Origin of the sequence: Bradyrhizobium cajani, assembly GCF_009759665.1 — a bacterium.
Lineage (GTDB): Bacteria > Pseudomonadota > Alphaproteobacteria > Rhizobiales > Xanthobacteraceae > Bradyrhizobium > Bradyrhizobium cajani.
Genome location: NZ_WQNE01000013.1, coordinates 168,556 through 184,964, shown reverse-complemented (window position 1 = coordinate 184,964; position 16,409 = coordinate 168,556). Strand labels below are relative to the sequence as shown.

Genomic DNA, 16,409 nt, shown 5'->3' with positions numbered 1-16,409 from the left:
CCCCAACCCTCCCCCACAAGGGGGGAGGGCGCGATGGAGCCGTGCCCGCCTTACGCGCACATTTCCGGCTGAAATTCCCTAATGATTCCAACCCTCTTCTACTGTGCATGGGGTTGTTTTCGTCATTTTTGTTTGGGAGGCCCGCATGACCGCCCAGCCCCTGCTCGACGTCCAGGACCTCACCGTCGAATTCACCACCCGCCGCGGCATCGTCAAGGCGGTGCAGCACGTCAACATCTCCGTCGCCAAGGGCGAGACGCTGGCGATCGTCGGCGAGTCCGGCTCCGGCAAGTCGGTGACATCATACGCGGTGATGCGCATCCTCGACCGGGCGGGGCGGATCGCCGAGGGCTCGGTGATGTTCTCCGGCATCGACGTGAAGGCCGCGACCGAAGACCAGATGCGCGACCTGCGCGGCCGCGAAGTCTCGATGATCTTCCAGAATCCGCGCGCGGCGCTCAACCCGATCCGCAAGGTCGGCGACCAGATCGAGGACGTCTTGCGCACCCATGTGCAGCAGGCGCAGGTCGCCGATCACGGCGAGAAGGCGATCGAGGCGCTGGAGCAGGTCAAGATCGCCCGCCCGCGCGAGCGCTACCACGCCTATCCGTTCGAGCTCTCAGGCGGCATGTGCCAGCGCGTCGTCATCGCGCTCGCGCTCGCCTGCAATCCGCAGCTCCTGATCGCGGACGAGCCGACCACCGGCCTCGACGTCACCACGCAGAAGGCGGTGATGGACCTGATCGTCGAGCTGACCAGGCGCCGCGCGATGTCGACCATCCTGATCACGCATGATCTGGGCTTGGCTGCCGCCTATTGCGACCGCGTCGTGGTGATGGAGAGGGGCCGGGTGGTCGAGACCGCCAAGGCCGCCGACATCTTCGCCAGCCCTCAGCACCCCTATACAAAAAAGCTGATGCGCGCGACGCCGCGGCTTGGTGTGAGCTTGCGGGATCTGCTGCCTGAGGAGGAGGGCGCCGCTGTCATGGCCGGGCTTGACCCGGCCATCCATCACGCTTCGCAAGCCTCCTCTCAGTCGATGGACCCCCGGGTCGAGCCCGGGGGTGACGAGAATTCAAAGCCCCTCCTGCTCGTCGACAAGCTCGTCAAGGAATATTCCCGCCAGGACGCCACCGCCGCGCTCGCAAAACTGTTCGGCCGCAAGCCTCCGGTGGAACCCGACGTGTTCCGCGCCGTCGACGGCATCAGCTTCTCGATTGGCAATGGCGAGAGCGTCGGCCTCGTCGGCGAGTCCGGTTGCGGCAAGTCGACGACGTCGATGATGGTGATGCGGCTGCTCGACCTGACGTCCGGCCTGATCCAGTTCGACGGCGAGGACATCGGCGGCATCGCGCCTGCCGCCTTCGCCAGGCTGCCGCAGCGCAGCCGCATCCAGATGGTGTTCCAGGACCCGACCGACAGCCTCAATCCGCGCTTCACCGCCGCGCGCGCCATCGCCGATCCGATCCTGCAGCTCGGCGATATCAGGGGGCGCGATGCGCTGCGCGCCCGCTGCGAGGAACTGGCGACCATGGTCGGCCTGCCGCACAATCTGCTCGACCGCTTCCCGCATCAATTGTCCGGCGGCCAGAAGGCCCGCGTCGGCATCGCCCGCGCCATCGCCCTGCATCCCAAGCTCGTCATCCTGGACGAGCCGACGGCGGCGCTCGACGTCTCGGTGCAGGCCGTGGTGCTCAATCTGCTTCAGAACCTGAAGCAGCGCCTAGGCATGAGCTATCTGTTTGTCTCGCATGATTTGAATGTGGTGCGCTTGTTGTGCGATCGTGTCATTGTGATGCGGACAGGACGGATCGTCGAGGAGGGCTCTTCCGAGCAGGTCCTCAGCGATCCCCAGGACGACTACACCAAGGAGCTGCTGACGGCGATCCCGCATCCGCCGTTGCAGATGCACTGAGAGCGCACTGATTGTTTGGGAGCGTTATGGCCGAACCGCTGGACGATTATATCGACGCCGTATCGAAAGCGCTGGCTCTGCCGGTCGAGGAGGCCTGGAGGCCGGCGGTGCGCGCCAATCTCGAGGTGTCGTTGCGCCTTGCCCGCCTCGTCGACGAGTTCGCGCTGCCGGACGAGACCGAGCCGGCGCCGATCTTCACGGCCTGATGCTGCGATGACCACCAAGCCAGAGATGACAGCCTCCGAGATCGCCAGCGCGGTTGCCGGCGGCAGGATGTCCGCGCTCGATGCCACTGAAGCTGCGCTTGCGTGCATCAAGCAGCACGACCCCATCCTCAATTCCTTCACCGACGTCACGGCCGAACGCGCCCGCACGAAAGCGCGTGCGATCGATGCCGATATCGCCGCGGGCAAGACCGTCGGCCCGCTCGCCGGCGTGCCCTTCGCGGTGAAGAACCTGTTCGACGTTGCCGGCCTTTCGACCCGCGCGGGCTCGAAGATCAACCGCGACCTCGCGCCGGCCAAGCGCGACGCCACGCTGATCGAACGCTTGGAAGCGGCTGGCGCCGTGCTGGTCGGCGCGCTCAATATGGGCGAATACGCCTACGACTTCACCGGCGAGAACGTCCATGACGGTCCCTCGCGCAATCCGCATGACACCACGCGGATGACCGGCGGCTCCTCCGGCGGCTCGGGCAGCGCCGTCGGCGGCGCGCTGGTGCCGCTCGCGCTCGGCTCGGACACCAACGGCTCGATCCGTGTGCCGGCCTCGTTTTGCGGCATCTTTGGCCTGAAGCCGACCTATGGCCGACTGTCGCGCGCCCGCTCGTTCCCGTTCGTCGCAAGCCTCGATCATCTCGGCCCGTTCGCGCGCTCGGTCACCGATCTCGCGCTCGCCTTTGACGCGATGCAGGGGTCGGATGCCGACGATGGCGCCTGCACGACGCGCGGGTTGGAGCCGACGCTGCCGCTGCTTGCCAATCCGGTTTCGGACCTGCGTATTGCGATCGCGGGTGGACACTTCCAGAAGAACGTCTTTCCTGAAGCTGTCGAAGCCATCGGCCGTGTCGCCAAGGCGCTCGGCGCCACGAAAGTCGTTGACGTGCCTGAGGCCTCGCGCGCCCGCGCGGCGGCTTACGTCATCACCACGACCGAGGGCGCGTCGCTGCATCTCGATCGCCTGCGCAAGCGCCCGAACGATTTCGATCCGGCCGTGCGCGACCGGCTGATTGCCGGCGCCATGGTGCCGGCGCCGCTGGTCGATCGCGCGCAGAAATTCCGCCGCTGGTATCGCGCGCAGCTTGCCGAGATTTTCAAGTCGGTCGACGTGCTGCTCGCGCCGGCAACGCCCTGCACCGCGCCGAAGCTCGGTCAGGTCAATTTCACGCTCGACGGCGTCGAGCTGCCGGTGCGCGCCAATATCGGCATCCACACCCAGCCGATCTCGTTCATCGGCCTGCCGGTGGTCGCCGTGCCCGTGCCGCTCGAGCCGCTGCCGATCGGCGTGCAGATCATCACCGCGCCCTGGCGCGAGGACATCGCGTTGCGCGTCGCCTACGCGTTGGAACAGATGGGCGTGGTATCCGCGCCGAGCCCAAGAGGAATTTGAGATGGAGATCGATCTCCCCGAGGTGATCGCGGAAGTCAAAGCCGCGTTCGAGCGCTATGAGCAGGCCCTCGTCAGCAACGACGTCGCCGTGCTCGGCGAGCTGTTCCGCAACGATCCCCGCACGCTGCGTTATGGCATCGGGGAGAACCTCTATGGCTATGAGGCGATCTCCGGTTTCCGCGCCGGCCGCTCGCCGGTCGGGCTGAACCGCCGCACCGCAAAGACCGTGATCACCAGCTATGGCCGCGATACGGCGGTCGCCTCGACCCTGTTCTATCGCGACACGGCTCCCGGCAAGGTCGGCCGGCAGATGCAGACCTGGATTCGCTTCCCGGAGGGCTGGCGCGTCGTCGCCGCTCATGTCAGCATCATCGACGAGTCGAAAGAGACCTGACCGTATGACGCTTGACGATCTTCCGCAGGGAGCATTGCCGGCCGAGCCGGTGGTGCCGCGCGTCGACCGGCCGCAGCCCAGCCTGCACAAGGTCACGCGCGCCGAGGAGCTGCGGCTTCAGCTTGCCGACGAGATCGTGCGTGGAACCCTGCCCCCCGGCGCGCCGCTGGACGAAACCGACATCGCGCGCCGCTTCAGCGTGTCGCGCACGCCGGTGCGCGAGGCGCTGCGCCAGCTCGTGGCGAGCGGCCTCGTCGAGGCGCGCGCCCATCGCGGCGCGGTGGTGGCGCAGCCCTCGATCGAGCGGCTGAAGAGCATGTTCGAGGCGATGGCGGAGCTCGAGGCGCTCTGCGCCGGCCTTGCCGCCGAGCGCATGTCCGCTGCGGAGCGGCATGCACTCGAAGCCGTGCATGAGGAACTGCGGGTGCTGAGCTACACCGGCAATCCCGAACGGTTCCACGAGGTCAACGAGCGCTTCCACAACACCATCTATGCCGGCTCGCAGAACGGCTATATCGCCGAGATCACGCTGGCGACGCGCGTGCGGGTGCAGCCGTTCCGCCGCGCCCAGTTCCGCAATCTCGGCCGATTGGCAAAGTCGCAAGCCGAGCACGACCGCGTCGTCGTCGCCATCATGCGCGGCGACAAGCAGGGCGCGGCCGCGGCGATGCGCGCGCATATCGAGCTGGTGCGCGGGGAGTACGAGATCTACGCGGTGTCGGTGTAGGCGGACGCTATTGCCGCACTCTCAGTGTCGTCCCCGCGAAGGCGGGGACCCATAACCACAGGGGGTCGTGTGAGGCAAAGCTCCCACTCCGAGTCTTCGCAAAACCGCTTCCTGTGGGTATGGGTCCCGGATCGACGCTGCGCTTGTCCGGGACGACAGTCTTTGTGAGGCGCGCACCGTTCACACGAGCTACGTCGCCACTTCCGCCATAAACTTCCGCCAGCCGCCATAGGCTGTGATGTCGCGGGCATCGCCCAGCACCTCCGGCTCGACCAGGAATCCCTTCACGCTCCGGCCATCGGCAAGGCGCACGGTGCCGATCGCCATCGGCGCGGGAATCGCGTTGACGAACCTGCCGAAAGCGGACGACGAGAGCGACCAGATTTCCAGCTCGATCGATGTGCCCTTGCCGGCCGCGACGCGCAGCATGCCCGGCTTCGGCGGCGTGGTCGGCAGTGCATAGAGCTTGTAGTCGGGCGCTGTCCTGGTCGCTTCGACTAGGCGCGCGTTCAGCGCTTTCAACTCGCCGTTCAGCGCCATGCCGGAGAGATGCGCGCCGACGACCGCAATCGGAATTTCGTCGCCGCTGCTCGTGGGAAGCGGCGCTAGCGGGGCTTGCGCTACGCCCTTTGCCCCGAGGCTCAGCTTCGTATCCGCATGGAAGGCGCGGCCAATGCTGGCGAGCAGCGCGTCGCGTCCGGCGGGCGCGAGCAGCGTGATGCCGAACGGAATCCCGTCCGCGCGCATCGACGCCGGCACGGCAAGGCCGCAGAGGTCGAGCAGATTCACAAAGTTTGTGTAGGTGCCGAGCCGGCTGTTGAGCTCGATCGGATTGGCCATCACCTGCGCGGTCGTATAGGCCGTCGGCGCTGTCGGCAGCACCAGCGCGTCGATATTGGCCAAGGTGCGCTCGGCGACCTTGCGCAGGCCCTGCAGGCGGTAGAGCGCTGAGAAAGTTTCCGCGGCCGTCAGGCGCGCGCCGGCGGCGGTGATCTCGCGCGTCACCGGATGGATCGCATCGGGTGCGGAGGCCAGCAGATTCTTGATCACGAGATAGCGTTCAGCGACCCAGGGCCCTTCATAGAGCAGCCGCGCAGTCTCGTAGAACGGCTCGAGGTCGAACTCGACCAGCCTCGCGCCAAGCACCGTCCAGCGCTTCAGCGCTTCGCCGTAAGCCGCTTCCGCCTTCCTGTCGCCGAAGAAGATCAATTGCCCGTTGCGCGGCACGCCGAGGCGCAAGTTTGGCGGAAACGGCGTGACCGGGCCCAGCGGCCGGTCGCGCGTGAACGGATCGGTCGGGTCGGCGCCCGCCATCACCGACAGCGCGAGCGCGGCGTCGTCGACCGTCAACGCGAAGACCGAGATGCAGTCGAGCGTGCGGCAGGCCGGCACGAGGCCCGCGGTCGAGATCATGCCGAGGCTTGGCTTCAGCCCGACGATGTTGTTCAGCATCGCCGGCACGCGGCCTGAGCCAGCGGTGTCGGTCCCCAAGGATAGTGGTACGAGCCCGGCGCCGACGGCGACCGCCGATCCCGAGCTCGATCCGCCCGGAACGAGATCCTCGCGGATCGAATTTCTGGGGATGCCGTAGGGCGAACGCACGCCGACGAGGCCGGTTGCGAACTGGTCGAGATTGGTCTTGCCGATGATGATGGCGCCGGCGGCACGCAGACGCGCCACGGCGGTCGAGTCATGCGTCGGCGTATATGAGAAGGCCGGGCAGGCCGCGGTGGTCGGAAAGCCCAGCGCGTCGATATTGTCCTTCACCGCGACCGGCACGCCGTAGAGCGGCAGGCTCGCCGCATCCTTCGTGGCGAGGCTTGAAGCCTCCGCGATCGCGTCCTTCTCATCGCGCAGGCTGATGAAGACGGCGGGATCGTTGTGGTCCCGGATGCGCTGATAGGTCCGCGCGACCGTCTGTGCCGGCGTGAGCGTGCCCGCGCGATGCGCGGCCACAATCGCGGCGATCGTTTCAGGCTGCTCAGCCCCCATGGCGACAAAACTCCGGCATCGTGTCCTCACCCGGATTGAAGCAAGCGATGTGCCATTGTGTACAGAATCCAGGCACGGCGCGTGCTCCGGATATTATCGTGGGATCAGAGACTTGGGGGATATTTCGACGAGTGATTGGGCTGCGGCATCAACGCCCTGTTGCGGGCATTTGCCCAAATCATGGGCAGGAAAGGTCAGGTGAAGTCCGCGAGGATCTGGAGCAGCCGCTGCCGGTTCTCCCTGCCGATCTTGGCCTCGACATTCCGCTCGTGCTCGGCGGCGAGGCGCTTGAACTTTGCCAGTGCCGTCTCGCCCTGCGCGGTGAGGTGCAGCGCGTGCGCGCGCCGGTCCGTCTTCGATTTGATCCGTTTCACCAGCCTGCGCTGTTCGAGGCTGTCGAGCAGATGCACCAGCCGGGCGCGCTCGATGCCGAGGCGATTGGCCACCGCCATCTGCGACAGGCCGGGATTGGCGCCGATCACCGTCAGCACCGAATATTGCGTCGGCCGGATGTCGACCTCGCCGAGCGTCCTGATGAAGTCCTGGAAGATCCAGATCTGGAAGCGCCGCACGGCATAGCCGGCATGCCCGACCAGTGCGTCGAGGCCGATCTCGTCGGCGTCGATACGCGCGGCGCCGTTGCCGGCGCGTTTGCGTGAGGAAGTCTGGGCTGCGCTGGCTGTCAAATCGTCTCTCCTGCCGCGTAACCTTAGCGCCTCAATGGCGCGAGCGGAAGATTGTTGTTGACGACAACAATTGTCGTGCCCAACATTATGACCATAGCAGCCCGGAACGAGGCTGTGGTCGATCCCGGTTCCGGGCGAGGAGGAAACCATGACAACCGCCCCACGCGGTGACGTTGCCGGCCTGTTCGCAACGCCAAGGACGCTCGCCGAGCATCGCGCCGACGGCAGCATCGTGCTGCGTTCGCCCGAACCTCTTGGCGAGAGCGCGCGCTGCACCGGCGACTGGCTGGAGCAATGGGCGCGGCAAACGCCGGATACGACCTTCCTCGCCGAGCGCAGCAGTGCCGAAGCGCCCTGGACCACCGTCACTTACGCGCAGGCGCTGCGCCAGGTGCGCGCGGTGGCGTCCTGGATTTTGGCGCAGGGCCTCAGCGCGGAGCGTCCCGTCGTCATCCTCTCCGACAACAGCATCGACCATGCGCTGCTGGCGCTTGCCGCCCAGCATGTCGGCGTGCCCTCTGCCGCGATCTCGCCCGCCTATTCGCTGATGTCGAAGGATTTCGACAAGCTCAGAAGCATGATCACGCTGCTCGAGCCCGGCGCGATCTATGTTGCCGCGACCAAGCCATTTGCAGCGGCGCTGGCTGCGATCGAGCCGCTGCATCAGGCGCAGATCATCAGCGGCAATGGCGACGATGCCGTCGCGCTTGCGTTCCGCAGCATCGCGACAACGCCGGAGACGCCCGACGTCGCAAGAGCCTTTGCCGCGGTGACGCCGGACACGATCGCAAAATTCCTGTTCACCTCGGGCTCGACCGGCACGCCCAAGGCGGTCATCAACACCCAGCGCATGCTGACCTCGAGCCAGCAGGCCAAGGCGCAGACCTGGACGTTCCTCGAACCCGGCCGCGGTGACCTCGTCATTCTCGACTGGCTGCCCTGGAGCCATACTTTCGGTGCCAACCACAATTTCAACCTGGTGCTGCGCAACGGCGGCTCGCTCTATATCGATGGCGGCAAGCCCGCGCCCGGACTCTTTGCGACGTCGCTTGCCAATCTGAAAAGCGTGATACCGACGGTCTATTTCAACGTGCCGCGCGGCTTCGACATGCTGATTGCGGCACTGCGCAGCGACGAGGATCTGCGCCGCCGCTTCTTCGGCGGGGTGAAGTTCGCCTTCTATGCCGGCGCAGCGTTGCCGCAAAATCTCTGGGACGCTCTGGAGCAGCTGTCCATCGAGACCGCCGGCCGTGCGCTGCCGATGGTCTCCGCCTGGGGCTCGACCGAGACCTCGCCACTTGCGGCCGACTGCCATTTCCTCGCCGAGCGCTCCGGCAATATCGGCGTGCCTATCCCCGGCACGGAACTGAAGCTCGTCACCTCCGGCGACAAGCTGGAGGTCCGCGTCCGCGGTCCCAACGTCACGCCGGGCTATTGGAAGGCGCCGGAGCTGACGAAGCAGGCTTTCGACGACGAGGGCTTCTATCTCATCGGAGACGCCGTGAAGTTCGCCGATGTCGAACGACCGGAACGCGGCCTGTTCTTCGATGGCCGCGTCGCGGAAGACTTCAAGCTCAATTCCGGCACCTGGGTCAGTGTCGGTACGCTACGCATGGCCGGTATCGCCGCGCTGGCGCCGCTCGCGCAGGACATCGTCGTCACCGGTCACGGCGGCGACGACGTCCGCTTCCTGGTGTTTCCGAACATCGCCGCCTGCCGCGCTCATGCCGGCCTGCCCGAGACGGCAGGCGTGAATGAGGTGCTGACGCATGAGAAGATCAGAGCTGCAGTCGCTCAGGGCCTTGCGAAACTGAAGCAGCAAAGCGCCAACTCCTCCGGTCACGCCACGCGGGCGCTGCTGCTCGCCGAGCCGGCCTCGGTCGACGGCGGCGAGATCACCGACAAGGGCTACATCAACCAACGTGCCGTGTTGACGCGCCGTGCCGATGCGGTAGCGCGGTTGAATGATGATGAGGCGGGTGAGTGGATCGGTTGCGTCGGGTGAATTGACTGCTGCGGCGATGCCTCAGCGATGTGAAGACGTGGCTGCTTAGTCGGGCGGTGCAGGCAATCTCGCTGTCATTCCGGGGCGCGCCTTTTGGCGCGAGCCCGGAATCCATTTCGCCGCTGGGGTTGTTGCCCGATGGATTCTCCGGTGCGCAATTGCGCACCATAGTTCGCGCTACGCGCGCCCCGGAATGACGAGGTGGGTGTGTGACAGCCTGTCCAATAGGCCAGCCAGCCTGCCGCATTATCTTGCCGATTCTTTTGTTGCCTAAGCAACTAATTTGTGCGAACCGTTCCAGACAAGGATGACGGCGGCGAACCGCTGCGTCTGATTCTGGAGGAAACAATGCGCGGCAGAAGTGGTGCCGCCGGCAAATGCCGGCGCATGCCCGGATATGACAGGAGGTTGCGCCCGGCGCGCGATCTGTCAGGTGCCGGCGCCGGTCACCGCGCCGAGATTTTCATGCAGCCGGCGCAGCAGATCGATCAGCACCTCGCGCTCGTCCTTGCTGAGGCAGGACAACAGGCGCCGCTCGCGTTCGAGCGCCGCGACGATCACCTTGTCGTGGGTGGAGCGGCCCTTCGCCGTCAGCGAAATCGAATGGGTGCGGCCGTCGTTCGGGTCGGTGCGGATCGAAACCAGCCCGCGCTTCTCGAGCCCCGCGAGGGTCCGGCTCACCGGCCCCTTGTCGAAGCCGATGACGTGGCAGATGCGCGAGGCCGGGATGCCGGGCTCGATCGCCAGCAGCGACATGATCCGCCATTCCGTGACGTTGACGCCGAACTGCCGCTGGTAAAATGCGGTCGCGCTGTTCGAGAGCTTGTTGGCGATGAAGGTGACGAAGGCCGGGACGTAACGGTCGAGATCGAGCGTCGGCCCCACGTCAATGGGCGCAGGCTTCTGGCGGGATCGGGTCGAGGGCGGCGGCATATCGGGCTTTTGACTCGCGGCGTGCCCAAAGACCTAAGGGCATGCGCGCGCCTTTCACAAGATCAAAGTGAGGGAGGCCTCCCATGACTGTACCCAACTCCCCTGTAATCGGTCCATCAGCCGTCCCGCATCTCGACGTCGATCCGTTCGCGATGAGTTTTTTTGCCGATCCCTATCCCACGCACGAGAAGCTGCGGGAGGCGGGGCCGGTGGTCTATCTGGATAAATGGAACGTCTATGGCGTGGCGCGCTATGCCGAAGTCCACGCCGTGCTGAACGATCCTGCGACCTTCTGCTCCAGCCGCGGTGTCGGCCTGTCCGACTTCAAGAAGGAGACGCCGTGGCGGCCGCCGAGCCTGATCCTGGAGGCCGATCCGCCCGCGCACACCCGCACCCGGGCCGTGCTGTCGAAGGTGCTGTCGCCGACGGTGATGAAGCAGGTGCGCGACCGCTTTGCCGCGGCCGCCGAGGCGCGGGTCGATGCCCTGCTGGACAAGCGCAGCTTCGATGCGATCACCGATCTCGCCGAGGCCTATCCGCTCTCGATCTTTCCGGATGCGCTCGGGCTCAAGGCGGAAGGCCGCGAGCATCTGATCCCCTATGCGAGCGTCGTGTTCAACGCGTTCGGCCCGCCCAACCAGTTGCGCCAGGAGGCGATCGAGCGCTCGGCGCCGCACCAGGCCTATGTCGCCGAGCAGTGCCAGCGCGAGAATCTGGCGCCCGGCGGCTTCGGCGCCTGCATCCACGCCCGCGTCGACGACGGCGAAATCACCGCGACCGAGGCGCCGCTCCTGGTGCGCTCACTGCTGTCGGCCGGGCTCGACACCACGGTCAACGGCATCGGCGCCGCGGTCTACTGCCTCGCCCGCTTCCCGGATCAATGGCAGCGCCTGCGCGAGGACCTCTCGCTTGCGCGCGGCGCGTTCGAGGAAGCCGTGCGTTTCGAAAGCCCGGTGCAGACCTTCTTCCGCACCACCACGCGCGAGGTGGAGCTCTCCGGTGCAAAGATCGGCGAGGGCGAGAAGGTGTTGATGTTCCTCGCGGCAGCCAATCGCGATCCCCGCCGCTGGGACAAGCCCGACAGTTACGACATCACCCGCCGCACCTCCGGCCATGTCGGCTTCGGCTCCGGCATCCACATGTGCGTCGGCCAGCTCGTCGCGCGCCTCGAAGGCGAGGTGATGCTGATGGCGCTGGCGCGGCGCATCGCGAAGATCGAGATCACAGGCGAGCCGAAACGCCGCTTCAACAACACGCTGCGCGGGCTCGACAGCCTGCCCGTCACCATTACCCCGGCCTGACGAGGAGCTTCATGCCCGCCATCACTTTCATCCATGCCGACGGCAAGATCGAACGCGTCGAGACCGGCGAGGGCGAGAGCGCCATGCAGGCCGCCACGCGCCACGGCCTCGACGGCATCCTGGCCGAATGCGGCGGCAACGCCATGTGCGCGACCTGCCACGTCTATGTCGACGAGAGCTGGCTCGCGCGCCTGCCGGCGATCGCGGATGTCGAGGACGCATTGCTCGACGGCACCGCCACCGAGCGGCTGCCGAACAGCCGGCTCTCGTGCCAGATCGCGATCACGCCCGCACTCGACGGGCTCGTGCTGAGACTGCCGGAGCGGCAGGTCTGAAATTTCAATCAGGGGAGGGACGCATGAAACATCTGAAGTGGACGTTCGCACTGGCTGCGAGCCTGGTGGCCGGCGCGGCAAGTGCCGAGATCTCCGACAATGTGGTACGCGTCGGCGTGCTCAACGACATCTCCGGCATCTTCCAGGACACCAATGGCATGGGCTCGGTGGAAGCCGCGCGCATGGCGGCGGAGGATTTCAACGGCGGCGGCAAGGGTATCAAGGTCGAGATCGTCTATGCCGACCACCAGAACAAGGCCGATGTCGGTAACGCCATCGCACGCAAATGGCTCGATGTCGAGGGTGTCGATGCCATCGTCGACGTGCCGAATTCGGCCGTCGGTCTCTCCATCAACACGCTGTTGCGTGACAGCCGCATGACGTTCCTGGCGTCGTCCACGGCAAGCTCCGATCTCACCGGCAAGGCCTGTTCGCCCAACACCATCCAATGGGTCAACGACACCTGGGCGACCGGCAACACCACCGCGGCCGCGATGGTGTCGCGCGGCGGCAAGGACTGGTATTTCCTCACGGTCGATTTCGCGCTCGGCAAGGGCATCGAGTCGGAAGCGCAGAAATACATCGAGGGGCACGGCGGCAAGGTGATCGGGTCGTCCAAGCACCCGCTCGGCACCTCCGATTTCGCCTCCTTCCTGTTGCAGGCGCAAAGCTCGAAGGCGCAGGTGATCGGCCTTGCCAATGCCGGCGGCGATACCATCAACGCGGTGAAGCAGGCCGCCGAGTTCGGCATCCAGCAGGGTGGACAGAAGCTCGTCGCCTTCCTGCTCTTCATCAACGATGTCCACGGCATGGGCATCAAGGTCGCGCAGGGCCTCCAGCTCATGGAAGCCTTTTATTGGGACATGAACGACGACACCCGCGCCTTCGCCAAGCGCTTCGCCGCGCGGCCCGGCATGAACGGCAAGATGCCGAGCGGCAACCAGGCCGGCGTCTACGCCTCCACGCTGGCTTATCTCAACGCCGTCGCCGCCGCCGGCAGCGACAACGCCAGGAACGTCGTGCCCGAGATGAAGAAGTTCAAGGGCAAGGACAAGCTGTTCGGCGACACCACGATCCGCCAGGACGGCCGCGTCGTGCATCCGATGTATCTGTTCGAGGTGAAGAAGCCGGAGGAGTCGAAATATCCGTACGACTATTACAAGCTGGTTTCGACGATTCCGGCGGAGCAGGCGTTCCGCCCGCTCGCCGAGGGCGGATGCGAACTGGTGAAGTAGGGTGCTCTTCGCCTCTCCCCGCTTGCGGGGAGAGGCCGGATTGCATCGAAGATGCAATTCGGGTGAGGGGGAGCTTCCGCGAGTCAGATGTTCGCGGGAACGGCGATCTTTCAGCACGTCATTGCGAGCGGAGCGAAGCAATCCAGAATCCCTTCGTGGGAAGACTCTGGATTGCTTCGCTGCGCTCGCAATGACGACGTAGGAACATCGAAGGATTCGACTTTCACTGTCCCCACGGAGAGAGGCCCCTCACCCCAATCCTCTCCCCGTAAGAACGGGGAGAGGGAGAAGAAGCTCCCTACACCACCTTGCTTGACCCCTGGGTGATCAACCGCGCCGCGCGCTGGTCGCGGGCGTAGATCCACAGCCAGCTCAGGGCAACGCTGAGGCGGTGGCGCAGCCCGATCAGGAAGTAGATGTGGGCGATGCCCCAGATCCACCAGGCGATGGCGCCGCGTAGCTTGATGCGGCCGAAATCGATCACCGCGAGCCGCTTGCCGATCTGCGCGAGACTGCCGGCGTGCTTGTAGCGGAACGGGCCCTTGGTCTCGCCGCGCAGGCGTGCCTTGATGGTTTCGGCGACGTGGCGGCCCTGCTGCTTGGCGGCCGGTGCGATGCCGGGCACGGGCTTGCCCTCCCAGGCATTGATGCTGACGGTGTCGCCGATCGCGAAGATGTCGGGATGGCCGGGAACGGTCAGATCCGCTTCGACCTCCACGCGCCCGGCGCGATCGGCCGGTGCGCCCAACCATTCGGCCGCAGGCGAAGCGCGGACGCCAGCGGCCCAGATCCGGGTCTTGGCATTCAATAGCTTCCCGCCGAACACCACGCCGTCGCGGTTGATTTCGGTGACGGCTTGCCCGAGCACGACTTCGACGCCGATCTTTTCCAGCGAGGCCTGCGCATAGGCCGAGAGATCGTCCGGAAAGCCGGCGAGCACGCGTGGGCCGGCCTCGATCAGCACCACGCGCGCCTTGGTCGTGTCGATGTTGCGGAAATCGCTCGGGAGAGTGTGGTGCGCCATCTCGGCGATGGTGCCGGCGAGCTCGACGCCGGTCGGACCGGCGCCGACGATGACGAAGGTCAGCCGCGCTGCGCGCCTGGCCGGATCGGTCTCGCGCTCGGCGCGCTCGAACGCCACCAGGATGTGACGGCGCAGCGTGGTGCCGTCCTCCAGCGTCTTCAGGCCCGGCGCCCAGGTTTCCCACTCGTCGTGGCCGAAATAGGCGTGACGGGCGCCGGTGGCGAGCACCAGCGTGTCGTAGGGTACCTCGCTGCCGTCATCGATCAGCACGCAGCGCCTTGCCGCATCGACGCCGCTCACCGTCGCAAACAGCGTCGTCACCTCGCGCCGGTCGCGCATGAGATGGCGGATCGGCCAGGCGATCTCGCTGGTTGCCAGCGAAGCGGTCGCGACCTGGTAGAGCAGCGGCTGGAACAGATGGTGGTTGCGGCGGTCGATCAGCGTGATCTCGACCGGAGCGCCTGCAAGACGGTAGGTCGTCTCCAGCCCGCCGAAGCCGGCTCCGACGATGACGACGCGGTGCGGTGCCGTGGTCATGATGCGCCCTCGAATCTCGCTGCTCTACCTACTCATTTAAGTGCGGAAAGTGGTGCGCGGTCCAATAGCCGTCATCAATCGCAGGATAGGCCTGATGTATCGATCCGGCGCGAAAAAGCGCCGCAGTCTCGGACCGGCCTTGGCCGAAGTAAGTAGAATTATATTTCTTGCCATCCCCGATTGGGGCGAAATATGGTGCAGGGGCAGGCGCTGAGCCATTGGCGGCTCGACAGATTTTGCGTTCAATAGAGACGGCCCGGGGCGGCGATCACCCCGTTTCCGGGGATCAATAATCAAGGAGGGGAGTGGTTATGAGGACGGCATTCTGGCTGGCGGGCGCAGCGGCGCTCGCGCTGGCAGGCCCGGCATCCGCCGGCGACACCATCAAGATCGGCTTCGTTTCGACCTTCAGCGGCCCGACCGCCGTGATCGGCAACGACATGCGCAACTCCTTCGAGCTCGCGCTCGACCATATCGGCCGCAAGATGGACGGCAAGCCGGTCGAGGTGCTCTACGAGGACGACCAGCAGAAGCCCGACGTCGGCAAGCAGAAGACCGAGAAGCTGGTGCAGTCCGACAAGGTCGATTTCATCGTCGGCTACATCTGGTCCAACGTGCTGCTGGCCTCGCTCAAGACGGCCGTCGACAGCAAGACCTTCCTGATCTCGGCCAATGCCGGACCGTCGCAGCTCGCCGGCGAACTGTGCTCGCCTTACGTGTTCTCGACCTCCTGGCAGAATGACCAGACCCCGCAGGCGGTCGGCACTTACATGAATCAGAAGGGCGTCAAGTCGGTGTTCCTGATCGGCCCGAACTACGCCGCCGGCAAGGACATGCTGGCAGGGGTCAAGAGCACCTTCAAGGGCGAGGTGGTCGGCGAGGAATACACGGTTTGGCCGAGCCAGCTCGACTTCTCCGCCGAGCTCACCAAGGCGAAGAACTCCAAGGCGGAGTCGATCTTCGTATTCTATCCGGGTGCGGCCGGCGTGCAATTCCTCAATCAATACGCCCAGGCCGGCATCAAGGCGCAGATCCCGCTCTACACCGCGTTCACGATCGACGAATTGTCGCTGCCGCTGCAGAAGGACAACGCGCTCGGCGTGCCCGGCGCGCAGCAATGGGTCAACGACCTGCCCAACGACGAGAACAAGAAGTTCGTCGCCGACTATCGCAAGAAATATCCCGGCCTGCGCCCGACCTTCTACGGCGCGCAGTCCTATGACGCCGCAAACCTGATCAACAGCGCCGTCGTCGCCGTGAAAGGTGACACCTCGAAGAAGGACGAGATGAAGGCCGAGATGGAGAAGGTGAACTTCAAATCGGTGCGCGGCCCGTTCAAGTATGGCAACAACCACATCCCGATCCAGAATTTCTACCTCCAGGACGTGGTCAAGGACGCCGAGGGCCAGCTCGCGTTGAAGACGGTCGCCACCATCGTCCAGAACGACCAGGATCGCTTCCACGACAAGTGCAAGATGAAGTGAGTTGAAGCTTCCGCCGCCTCTTCCCCTCTCCCCGCTTGCGGGGAGAGGGTCGGGGTGAGGGGGAGTCTCCGCGGGGACGGAGCGAGTCGAATTGCTCGATAGTTCCCACATCGTCATCGCGAGCCAACGGGACCGCGCGAAGCGCGGCCCCGTTGGCTCGCAATGACGTGGAAGGCGTTGCTCCTGATTGTCACGAGTCCCCCTCACCCGGATCGCATCTTCGATGCAATCCG

Annotated in this window: 14 protein-coding genes; 10 read left to right on the top strand and 4 right to left on the bottom strand. The window is 65.6% G+C overall.

Annotation, left to right across the window (positions count from 1 at the left end):
* Nucleotides 1–145 precede the first annotated feature (145 nt).
* The 5 genes from GPL20_RS18025 to GPL20_RS18005 are packed head-to-tail and all read left to right on the top strand — an operon-like array spanning nucleotide 146 to nucleotide 4,644.
* A complete protein-coding gene (locus GPL20_RS18025; RefSeq protein ID WP_157330845.1) occupies nucleotides 146–1,915 on the top strand; it encodes a dipeptide ABC transporter ATP-binding protein in 1,770 nt (589 codons plus the stop codon).
* A 26-nt stretch (nucleotides 1,916–1,941) separates the two neighbouring features.
* Nucleotides 1,942–2,121 (top strand): DUF4089 domain-containing protein, encoded by a 180-nt coding sequence (locus tag GPL20_RS18020; RefSeq protein ID WP_018316853.1) that lies wholly within the window; start codon nucleotides 1,942–1,944, stop codon nucleotides 2,119–2,121.
* Nucleotides 2,122–2,128: 7 nt separating this feature from the next.
* Nucleotides 2,129–3,523, top strand: coding sequence for an AtzE family amidohydrolase (locus tag GPL20_RS18015; protein ID WP_167533083.1), 1,395 nt, complete (start codon nucleotides 2,129–2,131; stop codon nucleotides 3,521–3,523).
* 1 nt (nucleotide 3,524) lies between these two features.
* A complete protein-coding gene (hpxZ, locus tag GPL20_RS18010) occupies nucleotides 3,525–3,917 on the top strand; it encodes an oxalurate catabolism protein HpxZ (protein WP_028148076.1) in 393 nt (130 codons plus the stop codon).
* Nucleotides 3,918–3,921: 4 nt separating this feature from the next.
* Nucleotides 3,922–4,644, top strand: coding sequence for a GntR family transcriptional regulator (locus GPL20_RS18005; RefSeq protein WP_167533082.1), 723 nt, complete (start codon nucleotides 3,922–3,924; stop codon nucleotides 4,642–4,644).
* Nucleotides 4,645–4,833: 189 nt separating this feature from the next.
* Here GPL20_RS18005 and atzF read toward each other — a convergent pair whose 3' ends face one another.
* Both atzF and GPL20_RS17995 read right to left on the bottom strand, forming a co-directional pair.
* On the bottom strand, nucleotides 4,834–6,636 hold the full coding sequence (gene atzF / locus GPL20_RS18000; protein ID WP_157330843.1) for an allophanate hydrolase: 1,803 nt from the start codon (nucleotides 6,634–6,636) through the stop codon (nucleotides 4,834–4,836).
* 194 nt (nucleotides 6,637–6,830) lie between these two features.
* Nucleotides 6,831–7,322, bottom strand: a complete 492-nt coding sequence (locus GPL20_RS17995) for a MarR family winged helix-turn-helix transcriptional regulator (protein ID WP_167533081.1) — start codon at nucleotides 7,320–7,322, stop codon at nucleotides 6,831–6,833.
* A 148-nt stretch (nucleotides 7,323–7,470) separates the two neighbouring features.
* On the opposite strand from GPL20_RS17995, the gene GPL20_RS17990 reads away from it, so the two are divergent.
* Nucleotides 7,471–9,327: a feruloyl-CoA synthase gene (locus GPL20_RS17990; protein ID WP_157330841.1), complete on the top strand. Its 1,857-nt coding sequence runs from the start codon at nucleotides 7,471–7,473 to the stop codon at nucleotides 9,325–9,327.
* 429 nt (nucleotides 9,328–9,756) lie between these two features.
* Here GPL20_RS17990 and GPL20_RS17985 read toward each other — a convergent pair whose 3' ends face one another.
* Complete coding sequence (locus GPL20_RS17985; protein ID WP_157330840.1) at nucleotides 9,757–10,260, bottom strand: MarR family winged helix-turn-helix transcriptional regulator; 504 nt, start codon at nucleotides 10,258–10,260, stop codon at nucleotides 9,757–9,759.
* Between the two features lie 83 nt (nucleotides 10,261–10,343).
* Between GPL20_RS17985 and GPL20_RS17980 the strand changes: the two genes are divergently transcribed.
* Genes GPL20_RS17980 through GPL20_RS17970 form a run of 3 tightly spaced genes read left to right on the top strand, consistent with a single transcriptional unit; the run spans nucleotide 10,344 to nucleotide 13,131 of the window.
* On the top strand, nucleotides 10,344–11,561 hold the full coding sequence (locus GPL20_RS17980; protein WP_157330839.1) for a cytochrome P450: 1,218 nt from the start codon (nucleotides 10,344–10,346) through the stop codon (nucleotides 11,559–11,561).
* 11 nt (nucleotides 11,562–11,572) lie between these two features.
* Nucleotides 11,573–11,896, top strand: a complete 324-nt coding sequence (locus tag GPL20_RS17975; protein ID WP_157330838.1) for a 2Fe-2S iron-sulfur cluster-binding protein — start codon at nucleotides 11,573–11,575, stop codon at nucleotides 11,894–11,896.
* Nucleotides 11,897–11,919: 23 nt separating this feature from the next.
* The gene (locus GPL20_RS17970) at nucleotides 11,920–13,131 is read left to right on the top strand and encodes an ABC transporter substrate-binding protein (RefSeq protein WP_157330837.1); all 1,212 of its coding nucleotides are present in this window, start codon (nucleotides 11,920–11,922) and stop codon (nucleotides 13,129–13,131) included.
* Nucleotides 13,132–13,429: 298 nt separating this feature from the next.
* On the opposite strand, the gene GPL20_RS17965 is transcribed toward GPL20_RS17970, so the two are convergent.
* Entirely contained in the window at nucleotides 13,430–14,692 is a 1,263-nt protein-coding gene (locus tag GPL20_RS17965; protein ID WP_157330836.1) for an NAD(P)/FAD-dependent oxidoreductase, read from the bottom strand.
* 311 nt (nucleotides 14,693–15,003) lie between these two features.
* On the opposite strand from GPL20_RS17965, the gene GPL20_RS17960 reads away from it, so the two are divergent.
* Complete coding sequence (locus GPL20_RS17960) at nucleotides 15,004–16,176, top strand: ABC transporter substrate-binding protein (RefSeq protein WP_157330835.1); 1,173 nt, start codon at nucleotides 15,004–15,006, stop codon at nucleotides 16,174–16,176.
* Nucleotides 16,177–16,409: the final 233 nt, after the last annotated feature.

Excerpts from the sequence above, each read along its gene's own strand:
- GPL20_RS17985 (WP_157330840.1), bottom strand. The coding sequence starts at position 10,260 with ATGCCGCCGCCCTCGACCCGATCCCGCCAGAAGCCTGCGCCCATTGAC.
- GPL20_RS17970 (WP_157330837.1), top strand. The coding sequence starts at position 11,920 with ATGAAACATCTGAAGTGGACGTTCGCACTGGCTGCGAGCCTGGTGGCC.
- GPL20_RS17965 (WP_157330836.1), bottom strand. The coding sequence starts at position 14,692 with ATGACCACGGCACCGCACCGCGTCGTCATCGTCGGAGCCGGCTTCGGC.
- GPL20_RS18025 (WP_157330845.1), top strand. The coding sequence starts at position 146 with ATGACCGCCCAGCCCCTGCTCGACGTCCAGGACCTCACCGTCGAATTC.
- GPL20_RS17980 (WP_157330839.1), top strand. The coding sequence starts at position 10,344 with ATGACTGTACCCAACTCCCCTGTAATCGGTCCATCAGCCGTCCCGCAT.
- GPL20_RS18020 (WP_018316853.1), top strand. The coding sequence starts at position 1,942 with ATGGCCGAACCGCTGGACGATTATATCGACGCCGTATCGAAAGCGCTG.
- GPL20_RS18015 (WP_167533083.1), top strand. The coding sequence starts at position 2,129 with ATGACCACCAAGCCAGAGATGACAGCCTCCGAGATCGCCAGCGCGGTT.
- GPL20_RS17960 (WP_157330835.1), top strand. The coding sequence starts at position 15,004 with ATGAGGACGGCATTCTGGCTGGCGGGCGCAGCGGCGCTCGCGCTGGCA.
- GPL20_RS18005 (WP_167533082.1), top strand. The coding sequence starts at position 3,922 with ATGACGCTTGACGATCTTCCGCAGGGAGCATTGCCGGCCGAGCCGGTG.
- atzF (WP_157330843.1), bottom strand. The coding sequence starts at position 6,636 with ATGGGGGCTGAGCAGCCTGAAACGATCGCCGCGATTGTGGCCGCGCAT.
- GPL20_RS17975 (WP_157330838.1), top strand. The coding sequence starts at position 11,573 with ATGCCCGCCATCACTTTCATCCATGCCGACGGCAAGATCGAACGCGTC.
- GPL20_RS17990 (WP_157330841.1), top strand. The coding sequence starts at position 7,471 with ATGACAACCGCCCCACGCGGTGACGTTGCCGGCCTGTTCGCAACGCCA.
- hpxZ (WP_028148076.1), top strand. The coding sequence starts at position 3,525 with ATGGAGATCGATCTCCCCGAGGTGATCGCGGAAGTCAAAGCCGCGTTC.